The organism is Caulobacter sp. 10L414 (assembly GCF_056395525.1).
The window spans coordinates 19,486-38,875 of the sequence record NZ_JBFTJR010000006.1; the positions used below are offsets into that span (position 1 = coordinate 19,486).

A 19,390-nucleotide genomic window follows, 5' to 3' on the forward strand; every position below is an offset into this window, starting at 1 on the left:
CGACCGGATCTGCCCCTACCAAGGGAGGCGCGCCAGCGGGGCCGCCGAACGACGCGAACGACTGTTCGCGCTACCTCCCCAGAACATCGTATGACACGCTGATCGCAGGACCCCCGCGACCGAAAGAAAAGAGTCGCTGACGCGAGCCCTTGTCTTGCGTTCCATATTATGAGAGGTAGTGCTACAAAATGAAACCCAGCACGTCAAGGGGAGCGGAACCGGTGGCGGACGACGAAGGCGCGGCGACCAAGAGCCCAAGCGGCAGCCAGACGCTGTTTCGCGGCCTGGACGTGCTCGACGTGGTGGCCGACGCGGGGGCCATCGGCCTGCCGGCGCTGGCGGCCCGACTCGGCCTGACCCGCAGCACCACGCACCGACTGGCCACCGCCCTTGTCGAGCGCCGCCTGCTGACCCAGACCCCGCGCGAAGGCTACAGCCTGGGTCCGAAGCTTCTGGAGCTGGGCTATCTGGCCAGCCAGCAGATGGATCTGCCGCGCATCGCGCGCCCGCACCTGGAAAAGCTGTGGGAAGAGCTGGAGGACACCGTCCACCTGGGCGTGCTCGACGACGACCGCGCTCTCTATCTGGACAAGCTGACCGGCCGTCGCCGCATCAACATCTCCTCGCGCGTGGGCGATCGCCAGCCGATCCGCTCGACCGGCCTGGGCAAGGCCCTGGTGCTGGACGACGACGAGAGCCGCTGGCGCGCGCTCTATCGCAAGGAAGGCCCGGCCGCGGCCGGCGCGCCGAACGAAGAGCAGTGGATCGCCTGGATGCACGACTATTCCCAGCGCGGCGTGGCCTTCGACCTTGAAGAGAACGAGGACCGCATCCGCTGCGTCGCCGCCCCCGTGCGCGGTGCGGGCGGGCAGGTGGTGGCGGCCATCAGCGTCTCGGGCGCGGCTCAATACATGGACGACGAGCGGATGGGGGTCCTGGTGGACGACATCCGTTCGGCCGCCGACGCGATCAGCCGCGATCTGGGCTGGAACGGCAAGCGGGGGTCAGGCGCAAAGACCTGACGCCTCCCCGCGCGTGAGTGAAGACGGAGGAACTATGCTTCTGAAGGACAAGGTGGTGCTGGTGACCGGCGCCTCGGGCGGTATCGGCAAGGCGGCCGCCATCGGCGCCGCGCGTCACGGCGCGGACGTGGCGATCAACTACCACTCCGACGAGGCCGGCGCGGCCGACGCCGTGGCGCAGATCGAGGCCCTTGGCCGTCGCGCCATCGCCGTGAAGGGCGACGTGGCCCAGGTCGAAACCGCCCAGGCCTTCGTCGACGCCGCCGTCGCCGCCTTCGGCAAGGTCGACGTCTTCGTCAACAACGCCGGCATCTGCCCGTTCCACGCCTTCCTCGACATGCCGCCCGAAGTGATGGAGCGGACCATGAAGGTGAACCTGTTCGGCGCCTATTACATGGTGCAGGCGGCGGCCAACCAGATGGTCAAGCAGGGGCACGGCGGCTCGATCATCGCCGTCTCGTCGATCAGCGCCCTGGTCGGCGGTGGCATGCAGACGCACTACACCCCGACCAAGGCCGGCGTGCACAGCCTGATGCAGTCGACTGCTATCGCGCTGGGCAAGCATGGCATCCGCTGCAACTCGGTGCTGCCGGGCACCATCGAGACCGCGATCAACAAGGAAGACCTCGCCGACGTCGCCAAGCGCGAATACATGAGCGGCCGCATCCCGCTGGGGCGCCTGGGCGAGCCCGACGACCTGGCCGGCCCGATCGTGTTCCTGGCCTCGGACCTGGCCAACTACGTCACCGGCGCGGCCCTGCTGGTCGACGGCGGCGCGTTCGTGAACCTGCAGTAGATCGATCGTCCTTCCATGATCGTCTCGTCGACCACCGACTTCCGTGAGGCTGCGCGGCGCAAGCTGCCGCGCTTCCTCTTCGACTACATCGACGGCGGCGCCTACGCCGAGCGGACCCTGGCCCGCAACGTCTCCGACCTGGCGGACCTCGCCCTGCGACAGCGGGTGCTCAAGGACGTGTCCAAGGTCTCGACGGCGACCAGCCTGTTCGGCGTGGAGCAGTCAATGCCCGTGGTGCTGGCCCCCGTGGGCCTCACGGGCATGTACGCTCGCCGCGGCGAATGCCAGGCGGTGCGCGCGGCTTCGGCCAAGGGCGTGCCGCTGTGCCTGTCGACGGTGTCGGTGTGCGACGTGGACGAGGTGGCGGCGGCGTCGAGCCGGGCCCTGTGGTTCCAGCTCTACGTGCTGCGCGATCGTGCCTTCATGCGCGACCTCCTGGCGCGGGCCGAGGCGGCGGGGGCCACCACCCTGGTCTTCACCGTCGACATGCCGGTGCCGGGGGCTCGCTATCGCGACGCGCACTCAGGGATGAGCGGTCCGAACGCCTCGATGCGCCGGATGCTGCAGGCCATGGGCCGGCCGCAATGGGCGTGGGACGTCGGCGTCATGGGCCGTCCCCACACCCTGGGCAACGTCGCCCCGGTGCTGAAGGGCAATACGGGCCTTGAGGACTTCATGGGCTGGCTGGGGGCCAATTTCGACTCCTCGATCCAGTGGAAGGACCTGGAATGGATCCGGCAGTCCTGGAAGGGGCCGCTGGTCATCAAGGGCGTGCTCGATCCCGAGGACGCCAAGGCCGCCGCCGACATCGGCGCCGACGGCGTCGTGGTGTCCAACCATGGCGGCCGCCAGCTGGACGGCGTGCTGTCGTCGACCAAGGCGCTGCCGGCCATCGCCGAGGCGGTGGGCGACAAGCTGACCGTGCTGGCCGACGGCGGGGTGCGCTCGGGCCTCGACGTGGTGCGGATGCTGGCCCTGGGCGCCAAGGGCGTCCTCCTGGGCCGGGCCGCCGTCTACGCCCTGGCCGCGCGCGGCCAGGCGGGCGTGACCCAGCTTCTGGACCTGATGGAGAAGGAGATGCGGGTGGCCATGGCGCTGACCGGCGTCAACTCCGTCTCCGAGATCGACCGTTCAATCCTGGCGGAGACCCGCTGATGAAGATCGCCGCCGCCCTCGCACTGGCTCTGGTCATGGGGGCGGCGCCGGCCGCCCTGGCCGACCCGAACCGGATCGTCATCGCCAGCGATTCCACCGCCGCCGACTACAGCGCTCGCAGCTTCCCGCAGATGGGCTGGGGCATGGTGCTGAAGTGCTCGCTGAAGCCGGAGGCGCAGATCGTCAACCTGGCCCGCGGCGGGCGCTCGACCAAGACCTTCCAGGAGGAGGGGCTGTGGTCGGTGCTGATGGCGCAGCTGAAGAAGGACGACACCGTCCTGATCCAGTTCGGCCACAACGACGCCGACACCAAGAAGATCGTCCGCTTCACCGACCCGAACGGGGCCTATGCCGACAACCTGCGTCGGTTCGTGGCCGACGTGCGCACGGCCGGCGCCAAGCCGGTGCTGATCACCCCGATCGCCAAGCTGATCTTCAAGGACGGCCAGATCCAGGACGCCCACGGCCCTTACTCGGCGACCGTGCGGCGGGTGGCGGCGGAAACGAAGACGCCGCTGATCGACCTGGACAAGGAAAGCCAGGCCGTCCTGCAGAAGCTGGGCGAGGCCGAGGGCGCCAAGCGCTTCATGATCTATTCGGCGGCCGACAAGATCGCCAGCCACCCCGAAGGCATCAACGACACCACCCATCCCAACGAGCTGGGCGCGCGGATGGCCGCCGGCATCGTGGCCAAGGGGCTGAAGGGGGCCAAGGTCCCGGCCTCGAAGCTGGTGCTGCGCGCCGTCGCCGACGCCTCGGCGCGTGGCGAGCCCACCTGCGCGGGCCGTCCCTGAGCTTGAGGCAAAAAGAAAGGAGCGACGGCGGGGCCGGCGCTCCTGGACCTCAGAGGGGGAAGTACGAGGTCAGGCAGAACAGGGAAGGATCGAGCTTCGATCCATCGATCAATTCTCACAATATGGACAATTGATCGATATATTGAGAATATCACTGAGGCGGCGGACGTCAACCGCCGTTGTGGGGAAACGCCGATGAACCGATCCATCCTGTCCGCCGCCGTTTTGCTGGCGCTGGCGCCCGCGCCGCTGCTGGCCGCGCCGAAAGCCCCCGCGGCCGCCGTCGCCCCGGCGCCTGCCTGGCGCAGCGCCTGGGGCAACGCGCCGATCGCGCCGCAGGCCGTCGCGCGTCCGGGCGAAGCGCGGGCCTTCACCGACGTCACCGTGCGCCAGGTGATGCGCCTGAACGCCGGCGGCGACGCCGTGCGGCTGCGCCTGTCGAACGAACTGAACGAGCGTCCGCTGGCGGTGGGGGCGATCACGCTCGCGCCGGCCGGAGCGGACGGCAAGATCCTGGGCGCGCCGATCGCGGTGACGGTCGGCGGCAAGGCCGAGTTCACGATCCCGCCGGCGGCGCCGGTGCTGAGCGATCCGGTGATCCTACCGGTGAAGGCGATGGACTACGTGTCGGCGTCGGTCTTCTACGTCGGGACCCAGGCCCCGGCCGGCCACCGCGTGCGCCTGTTCGTGGCCCCGCCCGGCAACCACGTCGCCAAGGACGCGATCCCCGGCGAGGAAGCCCTCAAGGGGCCGGGCCTGATCAGCGGCGTCGAGGTGCGCGGGCAGGGCGAGGCGCCGGTGCTGGTGGCCATCGGCGACTCGATCACCGAAGGCTCGGGCTCGACCCCCAACGCCGACAAGGGCTGGCCCGAACAGCTGGCGGCCCGCTTGGCCGCGCGCGGTCAGGGCTGGAGCGTCGTCAACATGGGCGTCGGCGGCGGACGGCTGCTGCGCGAGGTCTCGGGCCCCAGCGCGCTGTCGCGCTTCGACCGCGACGTGCTGAGCGTGGCGGGCGTCAAGGCGGTGGTGGTGCTGGAAGGCATCAACGACATCGGCCGGGCCGTGCAGCCGGGCTTCACCGCCGACGTGGTCGGTCCCGAAGACCTGATCGCGGGCTATCGCCAGCTGATCGCCCGGGCCCACGCGCGCGGCGTGAAGGTCTATGGCGGCGTCATCCCGCCGTTCGAGGGCGCGGCCTACTATCACGACAAGGGCGAGGCCACGCGCCAAGCGGTCAACGCCTGGATCCGCACCGGCGGCGAGTTCGACGGCGTCATCGACTTCGACGCGGCCGTCCGTGACGACGCCAAGCCCGGCCGGATCCGCGAGGGCCTGCACAACGGCGACCACCTGCATCCCAACGACGCCGGGTACGAGTTGATGGCCCAGGCGGCGGACAAGGCGCTGTTCCCGGGCAAGTAGATCCGTGATCCGCCTTGCCGCGAAGGTGGCGGGCGGGTTAGCTCGGGCCGGTATCCGTGTGTGGGGGCTTTCTCGATGACGACCGTGAAGACGCTGCTGGCCAGCGCGATGTTGCTGGCGACGCCGGCCCTGGCCCATGCCGCCGACGGCGACTCCAAGAAGTCGTGGCGATCTTCGCCAGCCTGATCGCGGTGTTCGCCGGGGTGGGAACGGTGTTCCTGGCGGTCTTCGCCGCCAACGCGAAGAAGAAAAAGTAGCCGTGTTTCGACGATCGCGCCGCGCCGACCGGGCGCGGCGCGATTGCGCCTGTCGCAATCCTGGGTAAGGTCGCTTCAAACGACTGTTTGGGGTGACGCGATGGCTAGGCAAGGTTCGGGGCGGCGTTTCGGGTTGGCGACGGCCCTGGCTCTGTCCCTGGCGTGGAGCGGCGCGCCCGCCCTGGCCGCGCCGAAGGACCATCTGGTCGCGGCCGCGCCGGAAAGCGTCGGCGTCTCGCCCGAACGGCTCAAGCGCCTCGACGCCCTGATGAAGGACCTGGTCGCCMCCGGCCACCTGCSGGGGGCGACGACCATGCTGGTGCGCCACGGCAAGGTGGTCAGCTTCGAGACCTATGGCGCGCGGGGCTTTGGCGGCCCGCCGATGACCAAGGACACGATCTTCCGCATCTACTCCCAGACCAAGCCGGTCACGGGCGTGGCGATGATGATCCTTTTCGAGGAGGGCAAGTGGAGCCTCGACGACCCGGTGACCAAGTACGTGCCGGAGTTCGCCAACCTGCGCGTCTACAAGGGCGTCAACGCCGACGGCTCGTTCGTGACCGAGGCCGCCGACCGGCCGCCGACCATGCGCGAGATCATGAGCCACACCGGCGGCTTCGCCTACGGCCTCGTGCCCAACAACCCGATCGACAAGGCCTATGTCTCGACCGGCGTGCTGGGCTCCAAGAGCGGCCAGGAGTTCGTCGAGAAGGTGGCCAAGCTGCCGCTGGTGGGCCCGCCCGGCAAGCAATGGAAGTACAGCGTCGCCGTCGACATCCAGGGTTTCATCGTCGAGAAGCTGTCGGGCCAGAGCCTGCCTGACTTCATGCAGGCCCGGATCTTCGACCCGCTGAAGATGAAGGACACCGGCTTCTGGCTGCCGGCCGAGAAGGCCGATCGCCTGGCCAGCCTCTACATGTGGAACGGCAAGGAGCAGAAGATCCAGCCGGCCGACGGCTTCATGGTGCTGGACGTCACCAAGCCGCCGGTGGTGGCCTCGGGCGGCGGTGGTTTGGTGTCGACTAACGCCGACTACGCCCGCTTCTGCCAGATGCTGCTGAACGGCGGCGAACTGGACGGGGCGCGGATCCTGTCGCCGGCCTCGGTCAAGCTGATGGCTTCCGACCACCTGCCCGACGCGATCCTCGACGACCCCAAGGCCGAGTTCTCCAAGGCCAGCGGCAAGGGCTTCGGCCTCGACTTCATGGTGATCACTGATCCGGCCCGCGCGGGCACGCTGGCGGGGAAGGGGACCTACAGCTGGGGCGGCGCGGCCGGCACCTGGTTCTGGATCGATCCCGAGAACGACCTCTTCTTCTTGGGCATGATCCACGTGCTGGCCAAGGACGGCGATCCGGCCCTGCGCGACCTTGGCGACCGTGCTTCCACCCTGGTCTACCAGGCGCTCATCAATCCCGAAAAATAAGGCCCGCCAAAGGGCTGACGGAGGAAATCACATGCAGGATCTGTTTTCGCTCGAGGGCCGGGTGGCCCTCGTCACCGGCGGTTCGCGCGGCATCGGCCGGATGATCGTCGAAGGCTTCCTGCGCCACGGCGCGGCCAGGGTCTACATCACCGCCCGCAAGGCCGCCGCCTGCGACGAGGCCGCACAGGAGCTGTCGCAGTTCGGCGAGTGCGTCTCGCTGCCCGGCGACATCTCGACGATGGAGGGCGTGCAGGGCCTGGCCGCCCGCATCCTCGAGCGCGAGAACAAGCTCGACATTCTCGTGAACAACGCCGGCGCGGCCTGGGGCGCGGGCATCGACGAGTTTCCCGAGGCCGGCTGGGACAAGACCGTCGACCTCAACATGAAGACGCCCTTCTTCCTGACCCAGGCCTTGCTGGCCCCGCTGCGCGAGGCAGCCAAGGCCCGCGTGGCCAAGGTGATCAACATCGCCTCGATCGACGGCCTGTCGGTGACCAAGGAGGAGACCTATCCGTACGGCGCCAGCAAGGCCGGCCTGATCCACATGACCAAGCGCATGGCCCTGCGCCTGGCGCCGGAGAACATCGCGGTGTCGGCCATCGCGCCGGGCGCCTTCGCCAGCGACATGAACCGCGTCGCCCGCGACCACGCCGACGCGGTGGCCAAGTTCATCCCCGCCGGCCGCATCGGCGAGGCCGAGGACATGGCGGGGGCGGCGATCTATCTCGCCTCGCGGGCGGGGGACTATGTAGTGGGGTCCACTCTGGCGGTGGACGGCGGGGTGGCCTGGTCGCGGTGATGTAACCCTCTCCCTTGAGCCCGTCCCCTTGATCCCGTCATTCCCGCCCTTGTGGCGGGAAACCCTCTGTAAGCTGCAATGATGGGTGGGGCGGCGCGCTGAGCGCGCCGCTGGCGCTTCACGTGTGTACGGAAGCAGGGGTTCCCGCCACAAGGGGGGGGGAATGACGGGAGATAAAGGCAGGTGGAGAGGGTTTCTCCCTACGGCTTTCCCGCCGCCGGCAGTTCGGTCAGCGGTACGGCGTCGGACAGTTCGATCTCGCGCACCGCAGGGGCCGGGGCGGCCTTGGGCGGGCGGGCGCCGCGTTCGCGGGCCGACATCAGCGACCAGCCGCCTGGTTTGAGGATCTCCAGCGGCGAGAAGCGGGCCTTGTATGCCATCTTCTCGGAACCCGGGACCCAGTAGCCCAGATAGACGTAGGGCAGGCCGGTCAGGCGGGCCTGGACGATGTGGTCGAGGATGATGAACGAGCCCAGGCTGCGGCGTTCCTCAGTCGGGTCGTAGAAGCTGTAGACCAGCGACAGGCCGTCGGCGAGCACGTCGACCAGCACGCAGGCGACCAGTTCGCCCGGGCCGCGATCCACCGACGGGCGGCGATACTCGATCAGGTGGGTGCGGACAGCGGTGTCTTCGACCATGGCCACGTAGTCGGGCCAGGTCATTTCCGCCATKCCGCCGTCGGCGTGGCGGGCGGTGAGGTAGCGGCGCAGCAGCTCGAACTGCTCCAGCGTGGCCTCGGCCTCGACCAGGCAGCGGACCAGATCGTTGTTGCGGTTCAGGGCGCGGCGCTCGGAGCGCGAGAATTCATAGTCGGCGGCGGGCGCGCGGGCCGACTGGCAGGCGCGGCACGTCTCGCAGGCCGGGCGGTAGGCGATGTTCTGGGAGCGACGGAAGCCGACCTGGGTCAGGCTGTCGTTGACGCCGGGTCCGTCGGAGAGGGGCAGGTGGGTGAACACCTTCCGTTCCTGGCGGCCGGGCAGGTACGGGCAAGGGGTCGGAGCCGTCAGGAAGAACCGAAGCTGTCGCGTCGGAAAATGCTGCGTCACGTCTTCCCAATCCCCTTACGCCCGGTCAGGCCCCCGCCTAAACCGTGAAGGTGATTAGGCGGCATGCCGGGCCGTTGTGCAAGCAGGACAAACGCGCGACGCGGCTAACGGTCACAGGTTATCGGGCAGGACGGGCTTTTCGCGCAGCAGAACGATGGAAATGCGGCGGTTGCCGGCCAGGGTCGGATCGTCCGCGTACAGCGGTTCGGAGTTGGCCTTGCCCGAAACCTGGTAGATGCGGTCGTCGTCGACGCCGGCGCCGCGGAGAATCTGCCGCGAGGAGTCGGCGCGCTGGGCCGACAGGGCCCAGTCGCTGTCGGCCTTGCGGCCGCGCTGGTCGGCGCTGGTGTGGCCCGAGACGGTGATGCGGTTGGGCAGCTGGTTGATGACCTTGGCCACGGCCCGCAGCAGCAGGCGGGCGCGGTCGTTGGGCTCGCGCGAGCCCTCCTTGAACATCGAGCGGCCTTCCTGGTCGACCAGCTGGATGCGCAGGCCTTCCGGGGTCTGGTCGATGAGGATCTGCTTCGACAGTTCGGCCAGTTCGGGCATGTCCTGCAGCGACTGGCGCAGGGACTGGGCGGCCGAGGCGAAGCTGTCCTGCTCCTTCTTGGCCAGGGCGTCGCGCAGGGCCTGCTCGCTGGCCGAGTCGAGGCTGGCGGTGGTCGAGGACTGGCCGTCCTGGTTGGTCTGGTCGGGGGCTTCGGGGGCCATCTGCTGGACGACCGACATCTTGCCGTCGGCCTTGGCGCCGTCGTCGCCCAGCGAGGTGCCGCCCAGGATGCCGCCCGAGCCGCTGGTGCTGGACGAGATCGAGGCCGGGGCGAAGTAGTCGGCGATGCCCTGCTTCTGTTCGGGGCTGGTGGTGTTGAGCAGCCACATCAGCAGGAAGAAGGCCATCATCGCCGTCACGAAGTCGGCATAGGCCACCTTCCAGGCGCCGCCATGGTGACCATGGCCGCCGCCCTTCTTGACCTTCTTGATGATGATCGGCGCTTCGCCGGTCGACGCCATCGTGCTTAAGCCTGCTTAACCCTGTCGGGGCAACCTGCCCGCAGGACGTTAAAATGGCGTTGCGATACGGGCCCGAAGGGCTCATGCACGGGGCCAATTCGCAGGGTGCGGCAAGGAGTCTCGCGCATGAAGACGGCGTTCATCGGTCTTGGCGTCATGGGCTTTCCGATGGCGGGCCACCTGCAGGCCGCCGGCCACGAGGTGACCGTCTACAACCGCACCGCCGAGAAGGCCGCACGCTGGGTGGAAAAGCACGGCGGGACGAGCGATCCGACCATCGCCGGGGCCAGCAAGGGCGCGCAGCTGGTGGCCCTGTGCGTCGGCAACGACGACGACGTCCGCGCGGTGGTGGCGGAAATCCTTCCCGCGCTGGAGGCCGGCGCCATCATCGTCGACCACACCACCACCTCGGCCAAGGTGGCGCGCGAGATGGCCGACCTTTGCGCCCAGAAGGGCGTCGGTTTCCTCGACGCGCCGGTGTCCGGCGGCCAGGCGGGCGCCGAGAACGGCCAGCTGACCATCATGGTCGGCGGCGACGAGGCCGCCTACGCCGCCGCCGAGCCGGTGCTTTCGGTCTACGCCAAGGCCATGCGCCGCATGGGACCGTCGGGCGCGGGCCAGCTGACCAAGATGTGCAACCAGATCGCCATCGCCGGGGTGGTGCAGGGCGTGGCCGAGGCGCTGGACTTCGCCAAGCGCGCGGGCCTGCCGACCGACGACGTACTGGCGGCGATCTCCAAGGGCGCGGCCCAGTCCTGGCAGATGGAGAACCGCTGGGGGACGATGTCGCGCGGCGAGTTCGAGTTCGGCTTCGCCGTCGACTGGATGCGCAAGGACCTGGGCATCGCGCTGGACGAGGCGGCCCGCAACGGCGCGGCCCTCGACATGACCCGGATGATCGACGGCTTCTACGGCGAGGTTCAGGCCATGGGCGGCAATCGTTGGGACACCTCCAGCCTCGTGGCCCGTCTCGAGAAGAACTGACGCCATGAGCGAGGCGCCCGCCAACCTGACCGGCGTCTGGCAGGGGCTCTATTCCTACCCCGCCGCCGTCGCGCCCGTGCCGTTCACCGCCACCGTGCTGGAAAGCGGCGCGTGGGTCAGCGGGGCGGTGCACGAGGTCGCCTACGACGAATACGGCGTGGCCGAGGTGTTCTCGACCCTGCTGGGCAAGCGCTCGGGCGCCAGCCTGACCTTCACCAAGACCTATGACGGCGCGAGCGGCTGGGAGCACGACGTGTTCTACGCCGGCACGCTCAGCGCCGACGGCTCGGAAGTGGAGGGGACCTGGACCCTGCCGGGCGAGTTCTCGGGCAAGTTCCTGATGATCCGGTCGCAGGGGGCGCGCGCGGCGAACCTGCGGCAGGTGTTCGAAACCGTCCGCGCATGAGGAGCGCCATGATCCGTCGTTTCGCCGCCAGCCTGGCCCTGGGTGTTGCTCTTTTCGGGACCTCGGCCCTGGCCGCGCCGGCCGTGACGCCCAAGGAAGGCGACTTCGTCGTTCGCGACTTCAAGTTCGGTTCGGGCGAGACCCTGCCGGAACTGCGGCTGCACTACACGACGCTGGGCGAGCCAAAGCACGACGCGCAAGGGCGGGTGACCAATGCGGTGATGGTGCTGCACGGCACGGGCGGCAGCGGAAAGCAGTTCCTGTCGCCGCAGTTCGCCAACGAGCTGCTGGCGCCGGGCGGCCTGCTGGATCCGGCCAAGTGGTACGTGATCCTGCCCGACGGCGTCGGCCACGGGAAATCCTCCAAGCCCTCGGACGGGCTGAAGGCCAGTTTCCCGCACTACGACTACGACGACATGGTGCGGGCCCAGCACCAGTTGCTGGTCGAGGGCCTGAAGGTCGATCGCCTGCAACTGCTGATGGGCACCTCGATGGGCTGCATGCACGCCTTCGTCTGGGGCGAGACCTATCCGGGCTTCGCCGCCAAGCTGGCGCCGTTCGCCTGCCAGCCGGTGGCCATCGCCGGCCGTAACCGCATGTGGCGCAAGATGACCATGGACGCCATCAAGGCCGACCCGGCCTGGAACGGCGGCGACTACGCCCAGCAGCCGATGCAGGGCCTGCGCACGGCGACCGACTTCCTGATCATCGCCGGCGCCTCGGCCCTGCCGATGCAGCTGGCCCTGCCGACCCGCGAGGCGACCGACAAGGCGCTGGAGGCCGACTTCAACCGCCGCATCGCGGGCCTGGACGCCAACGACCTGCTCTACCAGGTCGACGCCTCGCGCACCTATGACCCGTCGGCGGGGCTGGAGAAGATTAAGGTTCCGGTGCTGTGGATCAACTCGGCCGACGACTTCATCAATCCGCCGGAGTTGGGCATCGCCGAGCGCGAGGTAAAGCGGCTGAAGCACGGGCAGTTCGTGCTGCTGCCGGCGAGTGAAAAGACCAAGGGCCACGGCAGCCACACCTGGGCGGTGCTGTGGAAGGACCGGCTGGCGGCGTTTTGGGGGAAGTAAGCCTTGGCCAAAGGAACCTCCCCCTGTGGGGGAGGTGATCGCGAAGCGATCGGTGGGGGGCGTGACTGCGAAATCCGCCAACACCTCGACAGCTGAAAACGTCCCCCCACCGGCCTTCGGCCGCCTCCCCCGCGGGGGGAGGTTTCTTGAGGAGCAGAGGGGCTAGCTGACCAGCGCCAGCCAGGCCTCTTCGTCCATCACCTGCAATCCCCGCTCGCGGGCCGTGCGCAGCTTGGCGCCGGCGCCGGGGCCGGCGACCACCAGGTCGACGGTCTTGGTCACCGAGAGGACCACGCGCGCGCCCATCGCCGCGGCCAGGCCTTGGGCGTCGGGTCGGCTCATGGTGTCGAGCTGGCCGGTGAAGACCACCGTGCGGCCGGCCAGCCGGCGCTCGGCGCCGGGCGGCAGGACGGGGCGCGGCGGGGGCGGGGCCTTCCTGGGAAGGCTGCGGCTCTGCGAGGGGGCGTAGGCGTCCCGGCTCAGCCGGCCCAGCGTCAGGCCGATGCGGCCGGGCAGGTCGTGGATACGGCCCGCGCCCGTCGCTCCGGCGGCGGCGAGGGCCACCTGGCCGCAGGCATAGGCGTCGCCGGCCGCGTCGTGGTGCTTGAAGCTGACGCCCAGGTGACGGCCGACCACGTTCAGCTTGTGCGAGGGCAGGCCGGGCCAGACGCTGCGGGCGACCTGTACGGTGCACATGTAGTCGAAGGCCGGTGGCGTGATCCCATAGTGCTCGCAGGTGCGGCGGATGACGCTGATGTCGAAGGCGGCGTTGTGGGCCAGCACCAGGGCGCCGTCCAGATCCTCGCGCAGCCGGTCGAGCACGGCGGGGAACTCGTCGGCGTCTGCTACATGGCTCGGGCCGATGCCGTGGAAGGCGATGTTGAACGGCGCAAAGCGCATGTCCCACGGCCGGATGTAGTGGTGGTCGACGCGGGCGACCGCGCCGTCCTCGATGAAGGCCAGGCCGATCGAGCAGGGGCTCGACCGGGTCTCGTTGGCCGTCTCGAAGTCGATGGCGACGACCTTCATCAGCCGGCGACCAGGGCCAGCCATTCGTCCTCGGTCATCACCTGGATGCCGAGGTCCTGGGCGGTCTTGAGCTTGGAGCCCGCGCCGGGACCGGCGACGACCAGATGGGTCTTCTTGGAGACCGACGAGGCGACCTTGGCGCCCAGCGACTCCGCTTGAGCCTTGGCCTCGTCGCGGGTCATCTTCTCCAGCGAGCCGGTGAAGACGACGGTCTTGCCGGCCACGGCGGTGTCGGTCTTGGGCTTGGCCACGGCCTGGACGTCGAGCTCGCCCAGCAGGTTCTCGACCTTCTGGCGATTGTGCTCTTCGGCGAAGAAGCGGGCCAGCGACTGGGCGGCCACCGGGCCGACGCCGTCGACGGCGGCCAGATGCAGATAGTCGTCGCCCGGCGCGCCCTTGGCGGCCTCGGCCAGGCCTTGCGCGAAGGCGTCCCAGGTTCCGTAGCGCTGGGCCAGCGCCGCGCGGGCCGGCTTGGTCAGTTTCGGAACCACCTGGCCGATCTTCAGCTCCAGGTCTTCGGACTGGGGCCAGGGATCGGCCGGCACGCCGGCGCGGCCGGCCTCCACGAGGAGATCCAGCGCCTTGGGTCCGACGCCGGCGGCGGTCGACAGTTCCAGATAGGTCGCGCCCGGCAGGCCGGCGGCGGCGGCTTCGGACGCTGCCCGAAGGTCGGCGAAGGTGTCGAAGTGACGGGCCAGCACCGTCGAGGTGGTCTCGCCGATGTCGCGCGCGCCCAGGCCGTAGATCATCCGATCGAGGCCGATCGTGCGCCGGGCCTCGATGCCGGCCACGAGGTTCTTGACCGAGGTCTCGCCGTAGCCGTCGCGTTCGCGCAAGGCTGCCAGCTTCTCCTCGTCCTTGGCCAGCTTGAAGATGTCGGCCGGCTCGTTGATCCAGCCCTCCTCGAAGAAGGCCTGCAGCTGCTTTTCGCCCAGGCCCTCGATGTCGAAGGCGCGGCGCGAGACGAAGTGGCGCAGGTGCTCGACGCGCTGGAACGGGCAGGCGAACTCGCCGGTGCAGCGGCGGACGACMGACTCCACGCCGTTGGCGTTGATCTCCTGGGTCAGGGCCGTCTTCAGCGGGCATTCGCAGACGTGCGGGAACACGTAGGGCTCCGCGCCCTCGGGGCGCGCTTCGAGGTCGACCTCGACGATCTGCGGGATCACGTCGCCGGCGCGCTGCAGCACGACGGTGTCGCCGATGCGGGCGTCGAGGCGGGCGATCTCGTCGGCGTTGTGCAGGGTGGCGTTGGTCACCGAGACGCCGCCGACGGTGACGGGCTTGAGGCGTGCGACGGGCGTATGGGCGCCGGTGCGGCCGACCTGGATGTCGATGGCCTCAAGAATGGTCTTGGCGCGCTGGGCGGGGAACTTGCGGGCGATGGCCCAGCGGGGCGAGCGCGAGACGAAGCCCAGGCGGCGCTGCCGCTCCAGGTCGTCGACCTTGTAGACCACGCCGTCGATGTCGAACGGCAGCTGCGGGCGCAGGGTCTCGAAGTGGGCGTAGACGTCGAGCAGGCCCTGCGCGCCCTCGACCTTCTGGGCGGGCGGGGCGGTGGTGACGAAGCCCCATTCCTCCAGCTTTTCCAGCGCTTCCCACTGGCCGGCGGCGAAGGGCTCGGACGCCAGGCCCCAGGCGTAGCCGAAGAAGCGCAAGGGCCGCGTGGCGCTGATCTTGGGGTCGATCTGGCGCAGCGAACCGGCGGCGAAGTTGCGCGGGTTGGCGTAGGTGCGCTGGCCGGCTTCCTCGGCCGCGCGATTGAAGGCGGCGAAGGCTTCGAGCTCGACATAGACCTCGCCGCGGATCTCGATCACGTCCGGCCAGCCCGAGCCCTTCAGCTTGTGGGGGATGTCGGCGATGGTCTTGAGGTTGGCCGTGACGTCCTCGCCCACGCGGCCGTCGCCGCGCGTGGCGCCCTGGATCAGCACGCCCTTCTCGTAGCGGATCGAGGCCGACAGGCCGTCGATCTTGGGCTCGGCGGTGTAGAACACCGGCTCGTCGGCGCCGATGCGCAGGAAGCGGCGGATGCGGGCGTCGAACTCGGTCGCCTCGTCATTGGAGAAGGCGTTGTCGAGGCTGAGCATCGGCACGCCGTGTTCGACCGGCGAGAACTGGGCCGAGCGCGCGGCGCCGACCTTCAGCGACGGCGAGTTCTCGCGGATCAGGTGGGGGAAGCGCGCCTCGATGTCGGCGTTGCGGCGCTTGAGCTCGTCGTACTCGGCGTCGCTGACCGTCGGCGCGTCGTCCTGATAGTAGCGGAGGTCGTGCCCGGCCATCTCGTCGGCGAGACGCTCCAGTTCCTCGACGGCTTGGGCTTCGGTGAGGTCGGCGACGGGGATCAGGAGCACGGGTAGACGAATCCGGTTGCGGTCGGCGGGGCACAGTAGATGAACCTCCCCCTCTGCGGGAGGCGGCCGTAGGCCGGCGGGGGGAAGTTTTCAGCTTCCTGGATGTCGGCCGATCCCCAGCTACGCCCCCCACCGATCGCTGCGCGATCGCCTCCCCCAGAGGGGGAGGTTCCTTATTCCAGCATCGCCAGCAGGGCGAAGCTCGCCAGCCAGTGCTCGCCCATGTAGTCGCCGGTCACGTGGGGCAGGGCGGCGGCCAGATGCAGGTCGGCGGCCTCCAGCGCGACGGCGGCGATGGCCGGCGGGGCGTTCTTGGCCACGGCGCGCCAGCACCAGGCGCGCGACAGCGACAGGCCGTCGAGGTGGGCGATCTTGCCGTCGGTGCGGTCGCTGACGCTGGGCGGGGAGAACAGCGTGGCGGGCCGGCGTTCGGCCAGGTCCGGCAGGAAGGCGGCGAACCAGGTCGCGAAGGTTTCCGGTTGCAGGCGGCGCATGGCCAGGGCCTCGACCAGGGCCGAGGACAGGAAGTCGTCGCCCGAGGGCTCCCAGGCCTGGCAGGCGCGGTCCTGACCGTACCAGGCGGCGGCCTTGCCCGCGAGCAGGGCGCGGAACTCGGCGTCGCCGGTTGCGTCGGCATAGTCGGCGGCGAGCGCCAGGGCGAAGGCGGTGTTGGAATGCACGCCGGCCCGGATCGGATAGTCGGCGATCGGCAGGAAGGCGCGGTAGCGGGCGACGAAGGCGTCGGCCAGGGGCTGCAGTGTCGCGGCCCAGGGCGCGTCGTGGGCCAGCAGTTCTGCCTGCAGCTTCAGCAGCCAGGCCCAGCCGTAGGGGCGCTCGAAGCCCCGGCTTTCTGGGCGGGCCAGATAGGCGACCTCGGCGGCGACCTTTTTTGCGGTGAAGGCGTCATCGAACAGGGCCCGGATCGCCGAGGCCTCGGCGATTTCGGGATGCAGGCGCAGGAGCGTCGCCAGGGTCCAGTAGCCATGGACGCACGAGTGCCAGTCGAAGCTGCCGAAGAAGATCAGGTGCAAGGCGCGCGGACCCAGCGCGTCGGCGCCGCTCGCCAGCACGTGATCGAGCTTGTTGGGGTACTCGCGGGCGACGTGGCCCAGGGCGGCCTGGGCGAAGCGGGCGGCGGTCTCAGCGGAAAGCGAGGACATACATCAGGACCATGTTGATCAGCAGCATCAGCACCGCCGTCGGCGCCTGGGCCTGGATGACGGCGTAGCGGTTTTTCAGCTGCAGGAGCGCGGCGGGGACGAGGTTGAAGTTGGCGGCCAGCGGCGTCAGCAGGGCGCCGCAGAAGCCCGACAGCATGCCGATGGCGCAGACCACGGCCGGGTCGCCGCCAAAGCGGCCGATCACCAGCGGCAGGCCGATGCCGGCGGTCATCACCGGGAAGGCGGCGAAGGCGTTGCCCATCATCACCGTGAAGATCGCCATCCCCAGGCAATAGGCCACGACGACGGCCAGGCGGCTGTCGACCGGCGTGATCGCCAGGGTGATGTCGCCGATGGTCTGGCCCACGCCCGCCAGGGCGAAGACAGCGCCCAGGGCCGCCAGCATCTGCGGCAGCAGGGCGGCCCAGCCGACCAAGTCCATCAGGCGGCGGCCTTCCTGCAGGGGCGAGGCGGCGGGCTGGCCGAACAGGCGCTGGGCGAGGACGGCGGCGACGACGGCGGCGATGGCCAGGGACACCAGGGTCGCCTGCTTGGGATCGACGACGTGCTGGCCGTTCCAGGTCAGGACCTTGAAGGTGAAGGTGCCCGCCAGCACGATGATCGGGATCAGCAGGGCGGGAAGGAACAGCTTGAGGCCGAAGCGCTGCGCCATCTGCGCGCGCTCCTCGCCCGTGGTGGTCCTGGGCTGGCCGACGCCCAGGCGGCCCGTGCCGGCCAGCAGGGCCAGCGCCACCACCAGGAAACCGTTGCCCAGGTCGCCCAGGCTGTCGCCGAACAGGAAGCTGATCGCGAACAGGCCCCAGAAGGCGGCGTTGCCCAGGCGCTTCGGGTTGGCCTTGTCGCTAAGGCTCAGGGCCGCGAAGGCCGTGAACATGAAGCCGGCCAGCAGGTAGACGAGCGGCAGGCCGATCATGCCTTCACCTCCCGCTTCGAGAGCTTGCGGTCGAAGAGCAGCAGGCGCGCCCCGTGCACGAGGAAGGCGCAGATCGCCGTCGGGATGGCCCAGACCGAAAGGTGCAGCGGCTCGACCACCAGGCCGTTCTGGTCGAGGAAGCCGACGATCAGCAGGATCGAGCCGATGGCCATGAAGACGTCCTCGCCGAAGAAGACGCCGACATTGTCGGTGCCGGCGCTCATGGCCTTGACCTGGTCGCGGGCGGCGTCGTCCAGCTCGCCCTGGTTCTCGGCGGCGGCCTCGGCCATCGGCGCGACGAGGGGACGCACGGTCTGGGCGTGGCCGGCAATCGAGATCAGGCCCATGGCCGCCGTCAGCTGGCGCAGCAGCAGGTAGACGACCAGGATCCGGCCGGCGGTGGCGGCCTTCAGGCTCTTGATCGCCATCCGCGCGCGCTCCTGCAGGCCCGAGCGCTCGAGCACGCCGATGGCGGGCAGGATCAGCCAGGCGATGCTGACATAGCGGTTCTGGTTGAAGGCCTTGCCGAAGGCGGCCAGCACCTCAAGCGGACCAAGGCCCGCGGCCAGACCCGAGGCCATGGCGGCGCAGACCACCACCAGCAGCGGATTGAACCGCAGGGCGAAGCCCAGGACGATCACGCCCACGCCGATCAAGGGCAACATGCGGACGATCCCCCGTCTTCGAATCCGCCAGGACCGTCCGACGGCGAAAGGGCGCTGGCAAGTACGATCCGATCGAACGCGGGTCGCTTGACGTCGGCGCCCGACGGCGCGACGCTCAACTCAACAATGATAACTTACGGGAGCAAGCGTCATGGCCGACGGAACCGGCGCGATCGCCGCATCGATCAAGGATCAGGTCAGCGAGGCCGAATGGCAGGCCCGGGTCGACCTGGCGGCCCTCTACCGCCTGGTTGCGGTGCACGGCTGGGACGACATGATCTTCACCCACATCTCGGCGCGGATCCCGGGGCCCGAGCACCACTTCCTGATCAACCCGTACGGCATGTTCTTCGGCGAGATGACCGCCTCGTGCCTGGTGAAGGTCGATCTCGACGGCAACGTCGTCGACAAGACGCCGTACTTCATCAATCCGGCGGGCTTCACGATCCACTCGGCCATCCACGCCGCGCGCGAGGACGCCCAGTTCGTGATGCACCTGCACACCGACCAGGGCGTGGCGGTGGCCGCCCATGCCGAGGGCCTGCTGCCGCTGAGCCAGCAGGCGCTGATCGTCACGCCGCAGCTGGCCTATCACGACTATGAGGGCATCGCCCTGAACCTCGACGAGCGCGAGCGGCTGGTGGCCGACCTGGGCGACAGGCGGCTGATGCTGCTGCGCAACCACGGCACCCTGGCCGTGGGCCGCACGGCGGCCGAATGCTGGCTTGGCATGTTCTTCCTGGAGCGCGCCTGCGCCCAGCAGGTGATGGCTCTCAGCGCAGGGCGCGATCAGGTGCTGCTCGCTCCGGAGGCAGCGCAGGCCGAGGTCCGCAGCCAGACGGGCATGGGCCTGGGCATGATCGCGGGCCTGGCCTGGCCCGGTTGCCTGCGCAAGCTCGACCGGGAGTCCCCTGGCTACGCGGCCTAGACGCGAACGGCCAAGCTTGGCGATCGACGTTACGTCAAGTTGATGGCGCTCAAGTGTTGCAGAGTTGAAATGCCGCGTAATTCTAGTGTCACTAGACGCGGGTCTAGGGTGGGGTCATATGTCGCCCCA

At 69.3% G+C, this 19,390-nt stretch carries 18 protein-coding genes; 11 read left to right on the forward strand and 7 right to left on the reverse strand.

The window, feature by feature from the left end; all coding sequences use genetic code 11:
- The first annotated feature begins 188 nt into the window (after nucleotides 1–188).
- The 7 genes from AC1DCG_RS03470 (at nucleotide 189) to AC1DCG_RS03500 (ending at nucleotide 7,671) form a co-directional block, all read left to right on the forward strand.
- Nucleotides 189–1,022: an IclR family transcriptional regulator gene (locus AC1DCG_RS03470; protein ID WP_165262215.1), complete on the forward strand. Its 834-nt coding sequence runs from the start codon at nucleotides 189–191 to the stop codon at nucleotides 1,020–1,022.
- A gap of 34 nt (nucleotides 1,023–1,056) precedes the next feature.
- A complete protein-coding gene (locus AC1DCG_RS03475; protein ID WP_058350571.1) occupies nucleotides 1,057–1,818 on the forward strand; it encodes an SDR family NAD(P)-dependent oxidoreductase in 762 nt (253 codons plus the stop codon).
- Nucleotides 1,819–1,833: 15 nt separating this feature from the next.
- Nucleotides 1,834–2,973 (forward strand): FMN-dependent L-lactate dehydrogenase LldD, encoded by a 1,140-nt coding sequence (lldD, locus tag AC1DCG_RS03480; RefSeq protein WP_477036662.1) that lies wholly within the window; start codon nucleotides 1,834–1,836, stop codon nucleotides 2,971–2,973.
- The gene (locus AC1DCG_RS03485) at nucleotides 2,973–3,767 is read left to right on the forward strand and encodes a rhamnogalacturonan acetylesterase (protein WP_477029445.1); all 795 of its coding nucleotides are present in this window, start codon (nucleotides 2,973–2,975) and stop codon (nucleotides 3,765–3,767) included. Before lldD ends, AC1DCG_RS03485 begins: the two co-directional genes overlap by 1 nt.
- A gap of 195 nt (nucleotides 3,768–3,962) precedes the next feature.
- Entirely contained in the window at nucleotides 3,963–5,189 is a 1,227-nt protein-coding gene (locus AC1DCG_RS03490) for an SGNH/GDSL hydrolase family protein (RefSeq protein ID WP_477029446.1), read from the forward strand.
- Between the two features lie 357 nt (nucleotides 5,190–5,546).
- The gene (locus AC1DCG_RS03495; RefSeq protein WP_477041380.1) at nucleotides 5,547–6,872 is read left to right on the forward strand and encodes a serine hydrolase domain-containing protein; all 1,326 of its coding nucleotides are present in this window, start codon (nucleotides 5,547–5,549) and stop codon (nucleotides 6,870–6,872) included.
- Between the two features lie 31 nt (nucleotides 6,873–6,903).
- Nucleotides 6,904–7,671, forward strand: a complete 768-nt coding sequence (locus tag AC1DCG_RS03500; RefSeq protein ID WP_477029448.1) for an SDR family oxidoreductase — start codon at nucleotides 6,904–6,906, stop codon at nucleotides 7,669–7,671.
- 200 nt (nucleotides 7,672–7,871) lie between these two features.
- On the opposite strand, the gene AC1DCG_RS03505 is transcribed toward AC1DCG_RS03500, so the two are convergent.
- Both AC1DCG_RS03505 and AC1DCG_RS03510 read right to left on the reverse strand, forming a co-directional pair.
- Nucleotides 7,872–8,717, reverse strand: coding sequence for an arginyltransferase (locus tag AC1DCG_RS03505; protein WP_165262193.1), 846 nt, complete (start codon nucleotides 8,715–8,717; stop codon nucleotides 7,872–7,874).
- A gap of 111 nt (nucleotides 8,718–8,828) precedes the next feature.
- Complete coding sequence (locus AC1DCG_RS03510) at nucleotides 8,829–9,728, reverse strand: flagellar motor protein MotB (RefSeq protein ID WP_165262191.1); 900 nt, start codon at nucleotides 9,726–9,728, stop codon at nucleotides 8,829–8,831.
- A gap of 126 nt (nucleotides 9,729–9,854) precedes the next feature.
- Here AC1DCG_RS03510 and AC1DCG_RS03515 point away from each other — a divergent pair, with 126 nt between their 5' ends.
- Genes AC1DCG_RS03515 through AC1DCG_RS03525 form a run of 3 tightly spaced genes read left to right on the forward strand, consistent with a single transcriptional unit; the run spans nucleotide 9,855 to nucleotide 12,197 of the window.
- Nucleotides 9,855–10,712, forward strand: a complete 858-nt coding sequence (locus tag AC1DCG_RS03515) for an NAD(P)-dependent oxidoreductase (RefSeq protein ID WP_477029449.1) — start codon at nucleotides 9,855–9,857, stop codon at nucleotides 10,710–10,712.
- A 4-nt stretch (nucleotides 10,713–10,716) separates the two neighbouring features.
- Nucleotides 10,717–11,118, forward strand: a complete 402-nt coding sequence (locus AC1DCG_RS03520) for a hypothetical protein (protein ID WP_477036664.1) — start codon at nucleotides 10,717–10,719, stop codon at nucleotides 11,116–11,118.
- A gap of 8 nt (nucleotides 11,119–11,126) precedes the next feature.
- On the forward strand, nucleotides 11,127–12,197 hold the full coding sequence (locus AC1DCG_RS03525) for an alpha/beta fold hydrolase (protein WP_477029451.1): 1,071 nt from the start codon (nucleotides 11,127–11,129) through the stop codon (nucleotides 12,195–12,197).
- Between the two features lie 162 nt (nucleotides 12,198–12,359).
- Here AC1DCG_RS03525 and AC1DCG_RS03530 read toward each other — a convergent pair whose 3' ends face one another.
- The 5 genes from AC1DCG_RS03530 to AC1DCG_RS03550 form a co-directional block, all read right to left on the reverse strand.
- Nucleotides 12,360–13,250, reverse strand: coding sequence for an exonuclease domain-containing protein (locus AC1DCG_RS03530; RefSeq protein ID WP_477029452.1), 891 nt, complete (start codon nucleotides 13,248–13,250; stop codon nucleotides 12,360–12,362).
- A complete protein-coding gene (ligA, locus tag AC1DCG_RS03535; protein ID WP_477036665.1) occupies nucleotides 13,226–15,574 on the reverse strand; it encodes an NAD-dependent DNA ligase LigA in 2,349 nt (782 codons plus the stop codon). The genes AC1DCG_RS03530 and ligA overlap by 25 nt, the downstream gene beginning before the upstream one ends.
- A gap of 173 nt (nucleotides 15,575–15,747) precedes the next feature.
- Nucleotides 15,748–16,734 (reverse strand): DUF2891 domain-containing protein, encoded by a 987-nt coding sequence (locus AC1DCG_RS03540; RefSeq protein WP_477029454.1) that lies wholly within the window; start codon nucleotides 16,732–16,734, stop codon nucleotides 15,748–15,750.
- The gene (locus AC1DCG_RS03545; RefSeq protein ID WP_477029455.1) at nucleotides 16,715–17,668 is read right to left on the reverse strand and encodes a DUF979 domain-containing protein; all 954 of its coding nucleotides are present in this window, start codon (nucleotides 17,666–17,668) and stop codon (nucleotides 16,715–16,717) included. The genes AC1DCG_RS03540 and AC1DCG_RS03545 overlap by 20 nt, the downstream gene beginning before the upstream one ends.
- Nucleotides 17,665–18,333 carry a DUF969 domain-containing protein gene (locus tag AC1DCG_RS03550; protein ID WP_477029456.1) on the reverse strand — a complete coding sequence of 223 codons (669 nt, stop codon included), beginning with the start codon at nucleotides 18,331–18,333 and terminating at the stop codon, nucleotides 17,665–17,667. The genes AC1DCG_RS03545 and AC1DCG_RS03550 overlap by 4 nt, the downstream gene beginning before the upstream one ends.
- Before the next feature lie 151 nt (nucleotides 18,334–18,484).
- On the opposite strand from AC1DCG_RS03550, the gene AC1DCG_RS03555 reads away from it, so the two are divergent.
- On the forward strand, nucleotides 18,485–19,261 hold the full coding sequence (locus AC1DCG_RS03555; RefSeq protein WP_165262173.1) for a class II aldolase/adducin family protein: 777 nt from the start codon (nucleotides 18,485–18,487) through the stop codon (nucleotides 19,259–19,261).
- Nucleotides 19,262–19,390: the final 129 nt, after the last annotated feature.

Excerpts from the sequence above, each read along its gene's own strand:
- AC1DCG_RS03550 (WP_477029456.1), bottom strand. The coding sequence starts at position 18,333 with ATGTTGCCCTTGATCGGCGTGGGCGTGATCGTCCTGGGCTTCGCCCTG.
- AC1DCG_RS03555 (WP_165262173.1), top strand. The coding sequence starts at position 18,485 with ATGGCCGACGGAACCGGCGCGATCGCCGCATCGATCAAGGATCAGGTC.
- AC1DCG_RS03520 (WP_477036664.1), top strand. The coding sequence starts at position 10,717 with ATGAGCGAGGCGCCCGCCAACCTGACCGGCGTCTGGCAGGGGCTCTAT.
- AC1DCG_RS03525 (WP_477029451.1), top strand. The coding sequence starts at position 11,127 with ATGATCCGTCGTTTCGCCGCCAGCCTGGCCCTGGGTGTTGCTCTTTTC.
- AC1DCG_RS03510 (WP_165262191.1), bottom strand. The coding sequence starts at position 9,728 with ATGGCGTCGACCGGCGAAGCGCCGATCATCATCAAGAAGGTCAAGAAG.
- AC1DCG_RS03470 (WP_165262215.1), top strand. The coding sequence starts at position 189 with ATGAAACCCAGCACGTCAAGGGGAGCGGAACCGGTGGCGGACGACGAA.
- AC1DCG_RS03475 (WP_058350571.1), top strand. The coding sequence starts at position 1,057 with ATGCTTCTGAAGGACAAGGTGGTGCTGGTGACCGGCGCCTCGGGCGGT.
- AC1DCG_RS03545 (WP_477029455.1), bottom strand. The coding sequence starts at position 17,668 with ATGATCGGCCTGCCGCTCGTCTACCTGCTGGCCGGCTTCATGTTCACG.
- AC1DCG_RS03500 (WP_477029448.1), top strand. The coding sequence starts at position 6,904 with ATGCAGGATCTGTTTTCGCTCGAGGGCCGGGTGGCCCTCGTCACCGGC.
- AC1DCG_RS03485 (WP_477029445.1), top strand. The coding sequence starts at position 2,973 with ATGAAGATCGCCGCCGCCCTCGCACTGGCTCTGGTCATGGGGGCGGCG.
- AC1DCG_RS03515 (WP_477029449.1), top strand. The coding sequence starts at position 9,855 with ATGAAGACGGCGTTCATCGGTCTTGGCGTCATGGGCTTTCCGATGGCG.
- lldD (WP_477036662.1), top strand. The coding sequence starts at position 1,834 with ATGATCGTCTCGTCGACCACCGACTTCCGTGAGGCTGCGCGGCGCAAG.
- AC1DCG_RS03540 (WP_477029454.1), bottom strand. The coding sequence starts at position 16,734 with ATGTCCTCGCTTTCCGCTGAGACCGCCGCCCGCTTCGCCCAGGCCGCC.
- AC1DCG_RS03490 (WP_477029446.1), top strand. The coding sequence starts at position 3,963 with ATGAACCGATCCATCCTGTCCGCCGCCGTTTTGCTGGCGCTGGCGCCC.
- AC1DCG_RS03530 (WP_477029452.1), bottom strand. The coding sequence starts at position 13,250 with ATGGCTGGCCCTGGTCGCCGGCTGATGAAGGTCGTCGCCATCGACTTC.